The sequence below is a fragment of the Inquilinus limosus genome (assembly GCF_002195995.1).
Lineage (GTDB): Bacteria > Pseudomonadota > Alphaproteobacteria > DSM-16000 > Inquilinaceae > Inquilinus > Inquilinus limosus_C.
Genome location: NZ_NHON01000118.1, coordinates 1 through 16286 on the forward strand (window position 1 = coordinate 1; position 16286 = coordinate 16286).

Sequence of the window (16286 nt, forward strand, 5' to 3'; positions counted from 1 at the left end):
ACCCGCTTCAGCAGATCGTGGAACACGCTATTGTGATGCCGCACGGTGTTGCTCCGGGTCGTGTCCAGGTGACGCGCCAACGTCCTGAACCCGAGCTGAATCAACACCGTGCGCTATGTCCACCTTTTCTTAACCGGACACCCGTGGGTCAAGCCCGAGGATGACAACAAGAGAATATCGACCTGCTGCCAAAGTCTTACCTCTCCGCCAGCGCCGCCAGGATCCGCGCCCAGGAGCGGATGCCCTTGTGGAAGCTGGTCAGGTCGTATTTCTCGTTCGGGCTGTGGATCTGGTCGTCGTCCAGGCCGAAGCCGACCATCACCGAATCCATGCCCAGGATCGTCTTGAACGACCCGACCACCGGGATCGAGCCGCCGGAGCCGATCAGCATCGCCGGCCGGCCCCATTCGTCCTGCAGCGCCGCGCGGGCGCGGGTCAGGGCCGGGCTGTCGATCGCCAGCGACAGGGCCGGGCTGCCGTCGCGCGACCAGAACTCGGCCGAGCAGTCGGCCGGCAGGCGGGACGTCACGAAGTCGTGGAAGGCGTCGCGGATCTTCGCGGGGTCCTGGTCGCCGACCAGCCGGAACGAGACCTTGGCGAAGGCCTTGGCCGGGATCACCGTCTTGGCGCCTTCGCCGGTATAGCCGCCCCAGATGCCGTTGACGTCGCAGGTCGGCCGCGCCCACAGCCGCTCCAGCGCCGGCCGGCCGCGCTCGCCGGCGGGAATCGACAGGCCGATCTGGCCCAGCGACTCCGCCTCGTCGAAGCCCATCGACTGCCATTGCGCCTTCAGCTGGGTCGGCACCTCCGGCACGCCGTCATAGAAGCCGGGCACGGTGATGCGGCCGTCCTCGTCGCGCAGATCGGCCAGGATCCGCGTCAGCACATGGATCGGGTTGCGGGCGGAGCCGCCATAGATGCCGGAATGCAGGTCGCGATTGGCCGCGGTCACCGTCACCTGCTCATAGACCATGCCGCGCAGGCTGGTGGTGATCGCCGGCGTCTTCGGGTCCCACATGCCGGTGTCGCAGATCAGCGCCAGGTCTTTCGACAGCTCCGCGCGGTTGGCCTCCAGGAACGGGTTCAGGCTGGGGCTGCCCGATTCCTCCTCGCCCTCGAAGAACACGGTGATCGGCAGCGGCAGCGACCCGGTCACCGCCTTCCAGGCACGGCAGGCCTCGACGAAGGTCATCAGCTGGCCCTTGTCGTCCGAGGCGCCGCGGGCGCGGATGCGCTTGACGCCGTCGGCCCCGGTCTCGATCCGCGGCTCGAAGGGCGGGGCGTGCCACAGGTCCAGCGGGTCGACCGGCTGCACGTCGTAATGGCCGTAGAACAGCACCTCCGGGCCGGGGCCGGCGGCGACGGCGTGGCCGACCACCATCGGGTGGCCGGGGGTCGGCCGCACCTCGGCGGCGATGCCGGCATCGGCCAGGCCGGCCGCGAGCCATTCGGCGGCGGCGCGGCACTGGTCCTTGTAGGCGGGGTCGGTCGAGATGCTCTGCAGGCGCAGGAACGCCATCAGCCGGTCGAGGCTGGAATCGAGGCCGGCGTCGATCGCCGACAGGACCTGGTCGAGCGTGCTCACGGAAAGACTCCTCCGGAATTCGTTGGACCGACCCTAGAGCAGATCGGACGCGGCGGGAAAGGGGAGGGGAGGTCTCGGTCTGGTCCACTGACCCGTCATGGCGAGCCCCGTAGGGGCGCGGCCATCCAGGGGCCAGTGCGAGCGGCCCTGGATGGCCACGGCGCTGCGCGCCTCGCCATGACGGGAAAAGCCGTGGAGACGATCTTAAAAGCCGGCCGCGTCAGCCTTTGCGGTCCGCCATGTGCTTCAGATACCCGATGACCTGGTCGATCTCGCGATCGCTCATCTGCTCGGGCGTGAAGCCCTGCATCTTACGGTCCGGCCAGTCACGCACCGAGGCCGGGTCGCGGATCAGGGCGTGCAGCGCGGCCGCGGTCAGGTACTGGGTCGGGTTCATCGGCCGGTTCAGGTCGGGCCCGACATCGGCCGACCCGGCGCCGCTGAATTTGTGGCAGACCAGGCACTGGGTGACGAACAGCGTCTGGCCGCTGCGGATCGGGTCGGCCGCCGGCAGGGCCGGGTCGACCGCCAGCTCCGGCCAGCGCGCGGCGGGGGAGGGCTGGGTGTCGAGCTTGGCCATCTGGTAGGGCCACTGCTCGCTGCGCACCGTCGCCGCCTGGTCGCCGGTCCAGACCAGGTAGAAGGTGCCGGCGCTGACCGTCTTCTCCGGCAGCTTGGGCCACGGGGCGTCGGCCGGCTCGATCGCCACCCAGGCGATCACGGTCTTCGGGTCGGTGCTGAGAATCTGGTCGACCGGCAGCTGCGCCGCGTAGCCGTCGGTCGCGATCGCCTCGATCACGGTGCCGGGCGGCGGCGTCAGCCCGGCGATCAGCCCCGCCAGCGGCACGGCGCGATAGGTCATGGCGCGGCCGTAGATGGCGTCCTTCGCCACCTCGATCGTCGCGGCATCCGGCCGGGCCAGAAGCTGCTCCCGGGTGAAGTGGCGGCTCTCGCCGCCGATGGTCAGGTCCAGCACCGGCTCGGCAGCGCTGGCGGTGACGGCCCACAGCAGCAGGCCGATGACAGCAAAGATGCGCATGATTGCCTCCCCTCGCGGCGAGAATGCGCCGCGTTGGGGATAGGAAACCATGCCGCCGGGGTGAGTCGCCAGCGCCGGGAGGATGTCAGGCGGCTTTTCCCGCCGGGGTTGCCGGCCGGACCGGGGTTTCTCCCGCGAGCAGCGGCCCGGCATCGCCCTCCAGCGCCTCCAGCCGCAGCAGCGCCAGGCCGATGCCGTCGCGGCTGGACCGCATCTCGCCGGCCTCGCGCCCGTCGCGCAGGATCGGCGTGCCGGGTTCCGGCGCCGGCCCGTCCAGCTCCACCGGCGCCAGCCGCTTCTTCAAGAGGCCGCGATAGCGGGTGCGGGCGGTCAGCTCCTGCCCCATGTAGCAGCCCTTGTCCCAGGCGATGGCATTCAGCGAATCGTAGTTCGCCTCCAGCAGCACCGTCTTCTCGGGCACCAGGTCGCGGGTGCCGTCGGGCACGCCCAGGGCCAGGCGCAGCCGGTCCCAGGCCTCCGGCCCGGTCTCGGTGAGGCCGAGGCCCTCCAGCGCGGCCTTGGCGCTGGCCTTCGGCAGCAGCGCCCGGGCGCCGAGCGCCGCCGTCCGGGCGTCGACATGGGCGATGCCGTCGGCCAGGGCGCGCGCCGCCCCCGGCTCGTCCGGCAGGCCGAGAGCGGCGTTCCCGGCTCCGCCCGGGATCGCCGCCACCGCCCAGTCGGCGGTGACGTCGGCCAGCTCGACCCTGGAGCGCAGCCGGTACATCCGCAGCCGCCGGAACAGGTCGGCGCCGCGCCCGGCCTCGCAGTCGATCAGCCAGGCATCGCCCAGCGCCACCACGTGGAAATCGTGCAGATACTTGCCCTGCGGCGTCAGGAAGGCGGCGAAGACGGCGCGGCCCGGCGCCACCTTCCGCATGTCGTTGGAGACCAGCCCCTGCAGGAAGGCGGCGCGGTCCTCGCCCGTCAGGCGCAGGACGTCGCGGTCCAGGAAGGTGTAGTCGGCCATGGCATTCGCCCGGTTGCGGAACGGCATCTGCTCCAAGAGGTGGGCCAAGTTCCGGGGTCGCGCAAGCGTCCGTGAGTCTGACTTGCGACGGAAGCGGCGCCCTGCGCCGTGAAGGGAGCATCAGGCACCCATGGCGGTGCGCAATGTCGAGAGCATCATGAAGACGAAGTGGATTGTCGGGTCCGCGCTGGTCGCCCTCATCGGCGGCACCGTCATGGCGGCGGCCCAGGAAGGGGCCCCCCAGGGCGGCTGGCGCGGCGGCTTCTTCCGTCAGCTCGACACCAACAAGGACGGCAAGATCGAGCGGACGGAGGTCCAGGCCTGGTCGGAGGCGCGGTTCAAGAAACTCGACACGGCAGGTGACGGGGCGCTGACCAAGGAGCAGTATGTCGACGCCATGATCGCGCAGATCCGCCCCCGCCTGGAACAGCGTTTCGACAAGCTCGACGCCGACAAGGATGGAAAGGTGACCGCGGCTGAATTCGAGGCGCCGGCCCTGGCCCGCTTCGACCGCCGCGACACCGCCAAGACGGGTGAACTGTCGATCGATGACCTCAAGACCCACCGCAACTGAAGCGTGGCCGAGAGCGACGATGCCCTGGTGGCGGCGGTGGCGGCGGGAGACGCCGCCGCCTGCCGCCGCCTGGTCGACCGGCATCTCGGGCGTCTGCTCGCCTTCGCCCAGCGCATGCTGGGCAGCCGCGCCGATGCCGAGGACGTGGCCCAGGACGCGTTCCTGGCCCTGTGGAAGGAGGCCGGGCGCTGGCGGCCGGACGGCAGCGCCACGGTTTCGACCTGGCTCACCCGCGTCACCTACAACCGGTCGATCGACCGGCTGCGGCGGCAGCCTTCCGTCGCGCTCGACGCGGTGCCGGAGCCGCCGGACCCCGCCGCCGGCGCCGAGGCCGCGCTGCAGCGCGCCCGGGTCTCGCGCCGGGTGGCCGAAGCCCTGGCCCAGCTGCCCGAGCGCCAGCGCGCCGCCATCCTGCTCAGCCACTATGAGGGCCAGGGCAATCGCGAGATCGGGGAGGCGCTGGGGGTCGGCGTCGAGGCGGTCGAATCGCTGCTGGCGCGCGGCCGGCGCGCTCTCCGCCAGGCTTTGGCGGCGGAGCGGGCCGATCTGATGGGAGAGGTGTGACATGGCCGAGATGACGCTCGATCGATTCCTCGATCTGCTCGACCGGCACGGCCCGGTGATCGACCGGTGGCCGGCGCCCGACCAGGATGGCGCGGAGGCGCTGCTGGCGGCCTCGGCCGAGGCGCGATCCGCCATGGCCGACGCCCGGGCGGTGGCCTCGATCCTCAACGACCTGCGGGTGGCGCCGCCCTCGGCGGCGATGCTGGGCCGCATCCTCGACGCCGCGCCGCGGCCGCGCCGCTGGATTTCCGAGATTCTGTCGTGGCGGCCGGCGATCGCCTTCGCCGCGGCGCTGGTGGTGGGCGTGTATCTGGGCGCGATGGTGCCGACGGTGCAGGCCAGCGATGACGACTGGTCGTCGGGCCTCGGCTACGCCCTGGCCGACGACACGTCGCCCTTCGGAGGAACGCCGTGACTGTTAGCCCGCATGCCTCACACTCCCTGTACCCTGCGCCGTCGCCAGAGACCGGCAGGGCAGGAGCCGCGCGCGGCGCGATGCAGCGCATCGGGCAAGCGCGGCGACGCACNCCCCCCCCCCGCCGGCCCCCCCCCCAAGACGACCCTTCGGGCCGTCTTGCGGCGGGCGCCTGCGGGGGCGGGCCGCTCGACCGTAGTGCCGCTACGCTTTTCGCGTCCCGCCCCCGCATCCGCCTCGCCGCAAGGCGACGCAGGGCACAGGGAGTGTGAGGCATGCGGGCTAGCTCGTGGCGCTGGGCCCTCGTCGCCTCGCTCGCGCTCAACCTCCTGCTGCTGGGCGTGATCGGCACCTGGTGGTGGCGATCGGATTCGCGGTCCTCCGGCCCGTCGGCGCTGGCCGAGGCCGTGGCGACGCTGCCGGAGCCCGACCGCACGGCGCTGGGCCATCTGCTCGACCAGCGCCGGGCCGAGGCGGACGCGCTCTGGAAGGAGCTGCGCCAGCTGCGCACGGCATCGAACGAGGCGCTCTCCGCCGACCCCTACGACCCTGCCAAGGCGGCCGCGGGGCTGGCGGCGATGCGCGACAAGTTCAAGGAACTGCGTGACGTGGTGGAGGGGACGGCGCTCGAGATCATGCCGAAGCTGCCGGCCGAGCAGCGGCGGAAGATGCTGGAACGGCGCAGCGCGCTCTGGCGGCTCTAGCCTCTTCGGGCCTTACTGGTTGCCCATCGGCGTCAGGATCAGCACGTCGAGATCGGCGGCGGGGGTGAAGTCGGTCTTGCGTATCTCGAACTGGGTCGGCGAGATCTTCTTCAGCCCGTCGCCGCAGAAGGTGACCAGGTTGCGCGGGTCGCCCTTGTCGACCACCAGCCGGAAATCCTTGATCGGCCCGGCCCAGTTCGCCCCGGTCTTGAGGATGTAGGAGACGCGCTGGTCGCCGAATGGCGCGAACTCCGCCTTCGCGGCGACTCGGGCCCGCTCGATCGCCGCCAGGAAGCTCTTGTCGACGCAGTATTTGCGCACGGCCTCGGCATAGCCGCTGTCGGGCCCGGAATCGGGATAGGCCAGGCTGGTGCCGACGCCGCTGCCGGTCGCGGGGGTGTAGCGGTGCTCGATCACCACCTCGCGCCCGGCCGGGAAGGTCTGCTCGAAATGATAGGTGGTCTTGACCGTCCAGGTCGGGACCACGTGCTGCTCCCAGCCCTTGCCGGCGTCGAACTCGTTGATGGTGGCGAGGCCGAGCTTGATCAGCTCGTCTCGCTGGGCCTTCGGCAGCGCGGTCAGGCCGTCATAGTCGATATCCGGATACAGCGGCACGCCCAGCTTGCGCAGCAGCGCCGTCTGGTCGACGTCGTCGGCGAAGGCCTTGACCTCGACCTGGGTCGAGACCGGCTTGCCGTCCGCCCTGGTCGAGAAGTCGAGGAAGTTCTCCGTGCCGGGATGCGGCACGGCGGTCAGGCCGTCGATGAAGTCCAGCGTGACGTCCGGCATCGGGAAGGCGACGGTCACCGTCTTGTCCCGGGCCGACCGGTTGAAGAAATGGTAGGTGACCCGGATCTCCTTCGCCGAGACGAAGAGGTCCTCCGACCGCATCTCGATGTCGTCGGTCCTAGTCAGCACCAGGCCGCCGGCGGCGAGCTCGGCGGTTGAATCATTGGCCTGCGCGGCGGCGAGCGGGACGAGGAGGGCGGCGAGGCCGAGGGACAGGGCGGTCAGGCGGGCGGTCACGATCGGCTCCGGGCTGTCGAATCGGCCGCATCGTCGCGCCGCAGATCGGCATTTCCAAGGCACCGATGCCGCGGCGTCCGGGCCGGCGTTCCCGCGGGAACAGGCGCAGGCGGGCGGGTGCCGTAAGCAGAAGCCATGCACACCCGCACCATCGCAGAGGCGCCCATGGCTTCCGAGACTGCATCCCCCGGCCGCGACGACGTCCCGGCCGCGGGCCGCACCATGCGCCGGATCGTCAGCATCGCCTGGCTGGCGATCCTCCTGGGCTTCGCCATGCAGGGCCTGGTGCTGTCGGCACGGATGTCGGCGGGCGGCCAGGTCCCGGGCGCCCGGTTCGTGGCCGATCTGGTGCAGGGCATCACCTGGTCCGTCCTGGTCTGCTTCGGCGTCAGCATGGGCACGGTGCTGATCAAGCTGCGGGCGGCTCTGGCCGGGATCCTGGCCGCGGTCTGCACCCCCGTCGCGATCGGGGCGGCCAATGCCGGCCAGAAAGTGATGGCGGCATCGCTCGGCGCCGCAGGCCAGCCCGCCGCGCTGCCGCTGGTCGTCATCGCCGCGCTCAAGGCCGTCGAATACGGCCTGCTGGGTTGGGCACTGGGGCGGATGGTCGAGCGGGAGGTGAGGGGGCCGGCGCCGTTCCTGCTGGCGGGGGCGGCGACCGGCCTGATGTTCGGCGGTGCCATCACCGTCCTGACCTGGCAGGCGATCGCGGCCGGCGGCGCGGTGCCGGAGCTGGCGCGGATCGTCGGCGTCGGCGTCAACGAGATGCTGTTCCCGGTCGGCTGCGCCCTGGTGATCTTCCTCGGCCGCTTCATCCGGCTGCCGCGCTGACGGGCTCAGGCGGCCCATTGCGGCTGGCGGAAACGACCGTCGGGAAGGCGGTTTTTGCCCCGTGCAGGACCGGCCGGAGTTTCGCCACACTCTGATCCCCTTGCGTTCCCGCCCCGTTCGGCGCTATCAGGGCGCCGCATGCCGCAATCTGCCGTCCGTCCGGACCGGCGTTGCAGCGTCCTGATCCCGCGAAGCGAAGCGGCCTCAGGGAGCGTCGGGTCTTGTGTCGTCTTTAAAATGCAACAAAATCAGCGGGTTGCAATGCACGGCCCGCTCATCGTTTCGATTGTTTCCGATCCTGCGTCTCCCTATACTCCGCGCCGCCCAGGCTCGGAAGAAGGCCGGCACGTCAGAGAGTGAGTGGTTGTTGCGATGACAGCGATGCTTCTGCCCCCGGATTATCGGCCGTCGGATGATGAAGACTTCATGAATCCGATGATGGTGGAGTACTTTCGGCGCAAGCTTCTGAAGTGGCGGGCCGACCTCCTCGCCGAATCCAACGCGACCCTGAACAGCCTGCAGGATGGCGGCATCCAGGAGCCGGATCTGACCGATCGGGCCTCCGCCGAGACTGACCGCTCGCTCGAGCTCAGGACCCGCGATCGCGAGCGTAAGCTCCTGTCCAAGATCGACGCGGCGATGCGCCGGATCGAGGATGGCTCCTACGGCTTCTGCGAGGAGACGGGCGAGCCGATCGGCGTGAAGCGGCTGGAGGCGCGGCCGACCGCGACCCTCAGCCTCGAGGCGCAGGAGCGTCATGAGCGGCTGGAGCGCACCCACCGCGACGATTGAGCGATCCCGGCGCCGAAAGGCGCCGTTATCGACTGTGGTCTTGGCCGAAAGGCGTGTTCTCGCTCGCCGCCGATCACATCTTCGATGGAAGGCGTTGTTCGCATCTCCGCCTCGCTGCGTGTCCGTGCTAGGGTGACGCCGAGGGGCTTTCAGATCGAGGGTATTCGATGCTTCGTGGCGCTGCGCTTTTCGCCGCCGTTCTCGCCGTCTCGGGCTGCGGGATTGATCCGGTGGCGCCGAAGGAGACCCGTGTCGACTATGCGGGTTTCATCAACAGTGCGGATCAGGCCGCCATCTACGCCAATTCGCAATGCGCCCAGATCAACCGCCTGGCCGTGTTCAAGGCCGAGGACGTGGTCGACGGCCGCAAGGGGGCGACGTTCCAGTGCCTGCCGGTGCCGAACTGCTATCCGGCCGAGGCGGCGGCGCCGGGCCAGCCGGTGGTGCTGGCGCCGGGGGCGGTCCCGGTCGCCGCGCCGGGAACCTCCGCCGGCCAGCCCTACGCCGTTCCGGCCGCCGCGGCCACCCGGCTGCCGGGTCCGGTCGTGGCGATGGCGCCGGTGTCCTCGAAGCGCGACCGCAAGGCTGGCCGCCGCGCCGCCAGCGGGCCGTCGATCGAGGATCAGTCGGACGACACCTATATCCCGTTCGCCGCCGTTCCGGTGGCGGCCGGTCCGCAGCCGCAGCGCGTCCCGTCCTATGAGACGATCAACGTGCCGACCGGCCCGAATCCGGTCTCGGCCGCGGCCCCGGGCCCGCAGCCCGTGGGCTCCTACGCCACCGCGGCGGCGCCGTCCTGGCAGCGGGCGGTGACCTGCAAGCCCAGTCAGAACCTGCCCCTGGCCGTGGACCGGCTGCCGACCGGTGACGCCTACCCGTTCTGATCAACGTCAGGCGGGCGCCGCTTGCGACCACTCCGGGGCATGCCCCGGGGCGGTCGTCCGCGGTTAGGGCCTGTGCTGGTTTCGCGCTCTTGCGCTCTTCTCCCGTTTCCCCCAAGCTTCCTGTCCTAATCAGCGCCCGTTCAGGGGCGGAGTCTGTCGTGTTGTCAGCAATTTTCTGAAAATAGTCTTTTCTTTTGTGGAGGGGGAATATGGTTGCGGGAAGCAAATCCGATGACGTTCTGACCGGCGACGCCGGCGACAATCGGCTGGACGGGCTCGATGGCAATGATCGTCTGTCGGGGCTCGGCGGCGACGACCTGCTGATCGGCGGCGCCGGTGCCGATGTCCTGGACGGCGGCGCCGGCACCGACCTCGCCTCCTACTATACCTCCGCGGCGGGCGTGGCCATCAGCCTGGCCAATCACACGGCGGCAGGGGGCGAAGCCCAGGGCGATACGCTGACCGGAATCGAGGATCTCGAAGGCAGCGACTGGAACGACACGCTGATCGGCGACAGCGGTGACAACTGGCTGTATGGGCTGGACGGCAACGACAGGCTGACGGGTGGCGATGGTGACGATGCGCTGATAGGGGGGGCGGGAGCGGACCTTCTCGATGGCGGCAACGGCTACAACATCGTCTTTTATGCGGGATCGTCTCATGGAGTTTCGGTCGATCTGACCCAGGGCCGCGCTTTGTATGGCGACGCGGACGGTGACACCTTGATTCGGATCACCGACGTGGTCGGGTCCGATTTCGCTGACACGCTGGTCGGGAACGACGCCGGCAACTTTCTCTATGGAGAAGCCGGTAACGATATCCTCGTGGGAAATGCGGGCGACGATCTGTTGAGCGGCGGTGCGGGCGCGGACGCGCTGTATGGCGGGACCGGGGTCAACGCCGCGTCCTATAGCGGGTCGTCATCTGGGATCGCGGTCAACCTCGCGACCGGCGTCTTGGGTGCCGGCGATGCCGAAGGCGATAAGCTGTATCAGATCTCGGACCTGATCGGATCCGACTTCAATGACTTCCTGACCGGGAACGCCGGGAAAAATTGGCTTTCCGGCGGCGCCGGCGGTGACTTGCTGGCCGGCGGCAACGGGGATGACACCCTGAAAGGCGGGACGGGTTCCGACACGTTGCTGGGCGAAGGCGGGAACGATCTGCTCAACGGTGGTGCCGGAGCGGATACGCTTTATGGCGGAGAGGGGTTCAACGCGGCCTCCTATAGCGAATCGTCATCCGGGGTTGCGGTCAACCTGGCGACCCGGGTCCTGGGCGCTGGCGACGCGCAGGGGGACAGGCTGTATCAGATCACGGATCTGATCGGATCCGACTTCAACGACTTCCTGACCGGCGACGTAGGCGGCAACTGGCTCTCCGGCGGAGCCGGCAGGGATCTGCTCGCCGGCGGCAACGGGAATGATTGGCTGGAAGGGGGCGAGGGCGTCGACACGTTGCTGGGTGAGGCCGGGAACGATGTGCTCGAGGGCGGCGGCGGTGCGGACACCCTCTATGGCGGGGCCGGCTTCAACACGGCGTCCTATGCGGGCTCTGGATCCGCGGTCGCGGTCAATCTCGCCACCGGCATCCTGGGCGCCGGCGATGCCGAAGGCGACAAGCTGTTCCAGATCACGGATCTGACGGGGTCCAGCTTCAATGATTTCCTGACCGGCGACGCCGGCAGCAACTGGCTTTTCGGCGGCGCGGGCAGCGACCTTCTCAGCGGCGGCGACGGGAACGATGTATTGGAAGGAGGCGCCGGGGCCGACACGCTTTATGGGGGCGCCGGATCCAACACCGCATCCTATTCCGAAGCATCATCAGCAGTCTCGGTCAATCTCGCGACCGGAGGACTCGGTGGAGATGATGCGAAAGGTGACAAGCTGTACCAGATCGGCAACCTGATTGGATCGGATTTCAACGATTCTCTGCTCGGAGACGCCGGCAACAACTGGCTCTCGGGTGGCGCCGGGCTCGACTATATTGCCGGCGGTAATGGGAATGATGTGCTGGAAGGCGGAGCCGGCGCGGATTCACTCTTCGGCGGGGCGGGCTTCAATGCGGCGTCCTACTCCGAGTCGTCATCCGCCGTATCGATCAATCTTGCAACCGGTGCCCTGGGTGGTGGCGATGCGGTGGGAGACAAGCTGTATCAGATCACCGATCTGATCGGATCGGATTTCAATGATTTCCTGACCGGAGACGGCAACAGCAATTGGCTCTCTGGCGGCGCCGGCGGCGACTTGCTCTCCGGTGGCCGGGGGAACGATCTGGTGGAAGGAGGGGCGGGAGCCGACGTGCTGGTCGGCGGCTCCGGTGCGGATCTTTTTGTGTACGAGGACGCCGCCGACAGCGGCGTCACTGCCGCCACACGCGACCGCATCGTGGATTTTCTGTGGGACGGCGACCAGATTGACCTGTCGGAAATTGATGCCAATACCGCTGTGGGGGGCGACCAGGCGTTCAGGTTCGTCGGCACCGCCGGGTTCTCCGGCGGGGGAGGGCAGTTGCGGTACTTCGCCGAAGGAGGCGTTCTGATCGTTGCCGGCGACGTGAACGGCGATCGGCAGGCCGACTTCACCATCGCCGTCGAGACGAATGCGAAGTCTCTCTCGGCATCGGACTTCGTCCTCTAGCGGATCCGGGCTGGCCGACCGGACCGGGCTCGGCCCGGTCGGCTGCCTCGCGGCAACGTCATCCTCGCCCTTCCGGGATCGTCCGGATCGGCAGGTGGATGTCGGTGATCAGCTCGGCCGGCGGGGTGCTGCGCGGGTCGTTCAGGTATTCCTCGAAGATCGGCGTCTCCGCCGGCTCGGCGCCGCTGGTCGGCAGCCAGGTCCGGTACAGCCAGGCATAGGACCGCTCCAGCTCGGCATAGGGGCCGGTGTGGCGCAGCACCGCGTGTGGCCCGCCGGCGACGGTGCGGAGCACGACCTCGCTTTCGCCGGCGACGCCCTCGGGGATCTCCAGGCAGGCGTCGGAGCGGAGATCGGCGGGCGCCACCGCCGCCGGATCGTCGTAATAGATGCCCAGGCTGCGGGCGCCCGGGCGCAGCAGCTGGCGGGCACGGGCCCAGGACATCAGGATGTCGAAGCTGCGGCCGACCTCCATATAGGGGCCGACATGGCGGACGGCGGCGACGCGAATCGGCGCCAGGGTGCGGTAGGTCACGTCGGGCATGGCTGTCTCTCCTTCGGGTGAGTCGAAGGGGAACGACCGGCGCGTGCCGCGATAGGCCGCCGGCGGGCGGCCGTAGCGTTCGGCGAAGGCGCGGCTGAAGGCGGCGGCGCTGCCGTAGCCCGCCCGCTGCGCGATGCGGGCCACCGCCGTCTCGCTGTCCAGCAGGGTGCCGGCGGCGCGGTGCAGCCGCAGCCGGCGCACCGTGTCCGCCACCGTCTCGCCCAGCAGGTACCGGTAGGCCCGGTGGAAGTGGTAGGGCGAGAAGCAGGCCACCCCGGCCAACTGGTCCAGGTCGATCGGGTCGTCGAGATGGGCGACGATGTGGTCGATCACCCGCTGGATGCGGGCGAGGTGGCGGTCGAGCGTGGCGTCCTTCGGCATCGGTTCGTTCTCCTGACCCCGTACTAGCCCGAAGCGGATTGATCCTGCTTGCGAAGCCGCGGCCGCGGAAGGGCCCGCGTCGCGCGGGTCTTGCTTGGTAGGAACAAAACGTGTACAAGTGCTGCATTGACGCGGCGCATGGCGCCATGCAACTGGAAAGGGCAGGTGATGTCGATCCCGACTCTCCGTGTTGTCGAAAGGGCCCCGATGGACAAGACCAAGGCGCTGGAAGCCGCCCTGACCCAGATCGAACGGGCCTTCGGCAAGGGCTCGGTGATGAAGCTCGGGGCGCGGCCCCAGATCGAGACGGAGGTGATCTCGACCGGATCGCTGGGCCTCGATATCGCGCTCGGCATCGGCGGCCTGCCGAAGGGCCGCATCGTCGAGATCTACGGGCCGGAAAGCTCCGGCAAGACCACGCTGGCGCTGCATGCGGTGGCCGAGGCGCAGAAGGTCGGCGGCACCTGCGCCTATGTCGATGCCGAGCATGCGCTCGACCCGACCTATGCCCGCAAGCTCGGCGTCAACATCGACGAGCTGCTGATCTCCCAGCCCGATGCCGGCGAGCAGGCGCTGGAGATCACCGACACGCTGGTCCGCTCCGGCGCGATCGACGTCATCGTCATCGATTCGGTGGCGGCGCTGGTGCCGCGGGCCGAGCTCGAGGGCGAGATGGGCGACAACCAGCCCGGCCTGCAGGCCCGGCTGATGAGCCAGGCGATGCGCAAGCTCACCGGCTCGATCGCGCGGTCGAACACCATGGTGATCTTCATCAACCAGATCCGCCTGAAGATCGGCGTGATGTTCGGCAACCCGGAGACGACGACGGGCGGCAACGCGCTGAAGTTCTACTCCTCGATCCGGCTCGACATCCGCCGCATCGGCGCGATCAAGGACCGCGAGACCGTCACCGGCAACCAGACCCGGGTCAAGGTGGTGAAGAACAAGCTGGCGCCGCCGTTCCGCGCCGTCGAGTTCGACATCATGTATGGCGAGGGCGTGTCGAAGACCGGCGAACTGCTCGACCTCGGCGTCCAGGCCGGGGTGGTGGAGAAGTCGGGCGCCTGGTTCTCCCATGACGGCCAGCGCATCGGCCAGGGCCGCGAGAACGCCAAGATCTTCCTGCGCGACAATCCCGAGACGGCGAAGGTGATCGAAGCCAAGATCCGGGCCAATGCCGGGCTGGTCTCGGACCGCATGATGACTGCCGGCGGCGGTGCCGAGAGCGACGGCGACGGCGGCGACGAGTGATCGTCGCCGGTCTCTGACCGGAGTCAGTCACCACGACGGAAAGGCCCGGGAGACCGGGCCTTTTCCGTTCCCGGCCCGATCGTGCTATCTCCCCGCCCATGACCGACGTGCCGACTTCCACCCCGATCATCACCCGCTTCGCCCCGAGCCCGACCGGCCTGCTGCATGTCGGCAATGTCCGCACCGCGCTGGTGTGCTGGCTCGCCGCCCGCGCCACCGGCGGACGCTTCCTGCTGCGGCTCGACGACACCGACACCGAGCGAGGCAGCGCCGAATTCGCCGCGGCGATCGAGCAGGATCTGCGCTGGCTCGGCCTGCATTGGGATGGCTTCGCCCGCCAGTCCGACCGCACGGATCGCTATCGGGACGCGCTCGACCGGCTGAAGGCGGCCGGCCGGCTCTATCCCTGCTACGAGACGGCGGAGGAACTGGAGCTCAAGCGCAAGAGCCTGCTGGCCCGCGGCCTGCCGCCGCTCTACGACCGCGCCGCGCTGGCCCTGACCGATGCCGACCGCGCCCGGCTGGAGGGGGAGGGGCATCGGCCCTATTGGCGCTTCAGGATGGCGGATGCGCCGGTCGAGTGGGACGACAGGGTCCGCGGCCGGGTCCATTTCAACGGCCGCGACATCTCCGACCCGGTTCTGGTGCGCGAGGACGGGCGGCCGCTCTATCACATCGGCTCGGTGGTCGATGACATCGACATGGGCATCACCCTGGTGGTGCGCGGCGAGGATCATGTCGCCAACACCGCCATGCACATCCAGCTGGCCGAGGCGCTGGGCGCGACGCCGCCGGACTATGCCCATCTCTCGCTGATCGCCGATGCCGAGGGCCACGGCCTGTCCAAGCGGATCGGCAGCCTGTCGCTGCGCAGCCTGCGGGAGGAGGGGATCGAGCCGATGGCGGTGACCAGCCTGCTGGCCAAGCTCGGCACCTCCGACCCGATCGAGCCGCGGCTGGCGCTCGGCGACCTCGTCGCCGAGTTCGACTTCGCCAAGTTCTCCCGCACCATCCCGCGCTTCGACCCGGCCGAGCTGGAGCGGCTGAACGGCCGCATCCTGCACGAGACGCCCTTTGCGGCGGTGCGCGACCGGCTGGCGGCGCTGGGCCTCGGCGCCATCGACGAGGCCGCCTGGTCGGTGCTGCGCCCGAACCTGCAGCGGCTCGATGATACGGCCGGCTGGTGGCAGGTGGTCACCGGGCCGGTCACGCCGGTCGTCGCCGACGCCGATCTGTTGTCCGCCGCGGCCGGGCTGCTGCCGCCGGAGCCCTGGACCGACGCGACCTGGGGCGAATGGACGGCGGCGGTGCGGGACCGCACCGGCGTCAAGGGCAAGCCGCTGTTCCTGACCCTGCGCCTGGCCCTGACCGGCCTCGACCATGGTCCGGAGCTGCGCGGCCTCTTGCCGCTGATCGGGCGGGATCGGGCGCTGGCCCGGCTCTCCGGTCCTGCGGCCTGACGCCCCGCGATGCTAAAACTTGCATAAAACTTAATCCTACCCCCCTTGGCGCCGACCTGCGGTCCGGAGTAAGAACCCGATATGACCGACGAGACATTGCCTACCCAGGACACCCCGGCGCTGCCGGTGGCCGCGGTCTTCCTCGATGTGGCGTCGCTGCCCGGCGGCGACCCCGAGGACCTCGCGCGCATCCTCGGCGCGCTCGGCACCGTCTGCCGCCCGGCCCGCCGCATCGCCTATGCCGATTGGGCGGCGCTGTCCGACCTGCGCAGCGTCGCCCACCGCCACGGCTTCGACCAGGTGCAGACCACCGAGATCGAGCCGGGCCGCGACGCCGCCTCGCTGCGCCTTGTCGTCGATGCCATGGAGCTGGCGCTGCTGGAGCGCGGCATCGACACGGTGGTGCTGGTGACCGGCAGCGCGGCGCTGCTGCCGCTGGTCCGCAGCCTGCGCCGCCACGGCAAGAAGGTGATCGCCATCGGCCCCGGCCGCCGGATGGACCCGCTGTTCCAGTCGGAATGCGACCGCTTCGTCGATTGCGCGATGCTCGGCCGCCCGGTCCCGGCGCGGGCCGAGATCCGCCCGACCGCGGCGGTGCCGGCGGCTCGGCCGGCCGCCCCGGCGCTGCGG

At 69.6% G+C, this 16286-nt stretch carries 16 protein-coding genes; 11 read left to right on the forward strand and 5 right to left on the reverse strand.

Annotated features, from left to right (window positions below; all coding sequences use genetic code 11):
* Window positions 1-196: 196 nt before the first annotated feature.
* The 3 genes from BWR60_RS32280 to BWR60_RS32290 all read right to left on the reverse strand — a co-directional run bounded on the left by BWR60_RS32280 (window position 197) and on the right by BWR60_RS32290 (window position 3639).
* Window positions 197-1585 (reverse strand): dipeptidase, encoded by a 1389-nt coding sequence (locus tag BWR60_RS32280; protein WP_088156789.1) that lies wholly within the window; start codon window positions 1583-1585, stop codon window positions 197-199.
* Between the two features lie 220 nt (window positions 1586-1805).
* Complete coding sequence (locus BWR60_RS32285) at window positions 1806-2624, reverse strand: c-type cytochrome (protein ID WP_088156791.1); 819 nt, start codon at window positions 2622-2624, stop codon at window positions 1806-1808.
* 85 nt (window positions 2625-2709) lie between these two features.
* The gene (locus BWR60_RS32290) at window positions 2710-3639 is read right to left on the reverse strand and encodes a YgfZ/GcvT domain-containing protein (RefSeq protein ID WP_230983253.1); all 930 of its coding nucleotides are present in this window, start codon (window positions 3637-3639) and stop codon (window positions 2710-2712) included.
* A gap of 82 nt (window positions 3640-3721) precedes the next feature.
* Between BWR60_RS32290 and BWR60_RS32295 the strand changes: the two genes are divergently transcribed.
* The 4 genes from BWR60_RS32295 to BWR60_RS32310 all read left to right on the forward strand — a co-directional run bounded on the left by BWR60_RS32295 (window position 3722) and on the right by BWR60_RS32310 (window position 5848).
* Complete coding sequence (locus BWR60_RS32295; RefSeq protein ID WP_088156793.1) at window positions 3722-4165, forward strand: EF-hand domain-containing protein; 444 nt, start codon at window positions 3722-3724, stop codon at window positions 4163-4165.
* 3 nt (window positions 4166-4168) lie between these two features.
* Window positions 4169-4729: an RNA polymerase sigma factor gene (locus tag BWR60_RS32300; protein ID WP_088156795.1), complete on the forward strand. Its 561-nt coding sequence runs from the start codon at window positions 4169-4171 to the stop codon at window positions 4727-4729.
* A gap of 1 nt (window position 4730) precedes the next feature.
* Window positions 4731-5144: a hypothetical protein gene (locus tag BWR60_RS37390; RefSeq protein ID WP_088156797.1), complete on the forward strand. Its 414-nt coding sequence runs from the start codon at window positions 4731-4733 to the stop codon at window positions 5142-5144.
* A gap of 275 nt (window positions 5145-5419) precedes the next feature.
* Window positions 5420-5848 carry a periplasmic heavy metal sensor gene (locus BWR60_RS32310; protein WP_088156799.1) on the forward strand — a complete coding sequence of 143 codons (429 nt, stop codon included), beginning with the start codon at window positions 5420-5422 and terminating at the stop codon, window positions 5846-5848.
* 12 nt (window positions 5849-5860) lie between these two features.
* On the opposite strand, the gene BWR60_RS36645 is transcribed toward BWR60_RS32310, so the two are convergent.
* Window positions 5861-6874 carry a DUF4424 domain-containing protein gene (locus tag BWR60_RS36645; RefSeq protein ID WP_218823776.1) on the reverse strand — a complete coding sequence of 338 codons (1014 nt, stop codon included), beginning with the start codon at window positions 6872-6874 and terminating at the stop codon, window positions 5861-5863.
* Window positions 6875-7039: 165 nt separating this feature from the next.
* On the opposite strand from BWR60_RS36645, the gene BWR60_RS36650 reads away from it, so the two are divergent.
* The 4 genes from BWR60_RS36650 to BWR60_RS32330 all read left to right on the forward strand — a co-directional run bounded on the left by BWR60_RS36650 (window position 7040) and on the right by BWR60_RS32330 (window position 12020).
* Entirely contained in the window at window positions 7040-7705 is a 666-nt protein-coding gene (locus BWR60_RS36650; RefSeq protein WP_144445836.1) for a hypothetical protein, read from the forward strand.
* Between the two features lie 372 nt (window positions 7706-8077).
* Complete coding sequence (gene dksA, locus BWR60_RS32320) at window positions 8078-8497, forward strand: RNA polymerase-binding protein DksA (protein ID WP_088156803.1); 420 nt, start codon at window positions 8078-8080, stop codon at window positions 8495-8497.
* 230 nt (window positions 8498-8727) lie between these two features.
* Window positions 8728-9381 (forward strand): hypothetical protein, encoded by a 654-nt coding sequence (locus tag BWR60_RS32325; RefSeq protein ID WP_088156805.1) that lies wholly within the window; start codon window positions 8728-8730, stop codon window positions 9379-9381.
* Between the two features lie 209 nt (window positions 9382-9590).
* Entirely contained in the window at window positions 9591-12020 is a 2430-nt protein-coding gene (locus BWR60_RS32330; protein WP_088156807.1) for a calcium-binding protein, read from the forward strand.
* A gap of 58 nt (window positions 12021-12078) precedes the next feature.
* Here BWR60_RS32330 and BWR60_RS32335 read toward each other — a convergent pair whose 3' ends face one another.
* Window positions 12079-12945: an AraC family transcriptional regulator gene (locus tag BWR60_RS32335; protein ID WP_088156809.1), complete on the reverse strand. Its 867-nt coding sequence runs from the start codon at window positions 12943-12945 to the stop codon at window positions 12079-12081.
* Between the two features lie 168 nt (window positions 12946-13113).
* Between BWR60_RS32335 and recA the strand changes: the two genes are divergently transcribed.
* The 3 genes from recA to BWR60_RS32350 all read left to right on the forward strand — a co-directional run.
* Window positions 13114-14196 (forward strand): recombinase RecA, encoded by a 1083-nt coding sequence (gene recA, locus BWR60_RS32340; RefSeq protein WP_088156811.1) that lies wholly within the window; start codon window positions 13114-13116, stop codon window positions 14194-14196.
* A gap of 107 nt (window positions 14197-14303) precedes the next feature.
* Window positions 14304-15656 (forward strand): glutamate--tRNA ligase, encoded by a 1353-nt coding sequence (gltX, locus tag BWR60_RS32345; protein ID WP_230983254.1) that lies wholly within the window; start codon window positions 14304-14306, stop codon window positions 15654-15656.
* Window positions 15657-15737: 81 nt separating this feature from the next.
* Window positions 15738-16286: NYN domain-containing protein (locus BWR60_RS32350; RefSeq protein ID WP_144445837.1), on the forward strand; the 549-nt coding region annotated here is incomplete at its 3' end.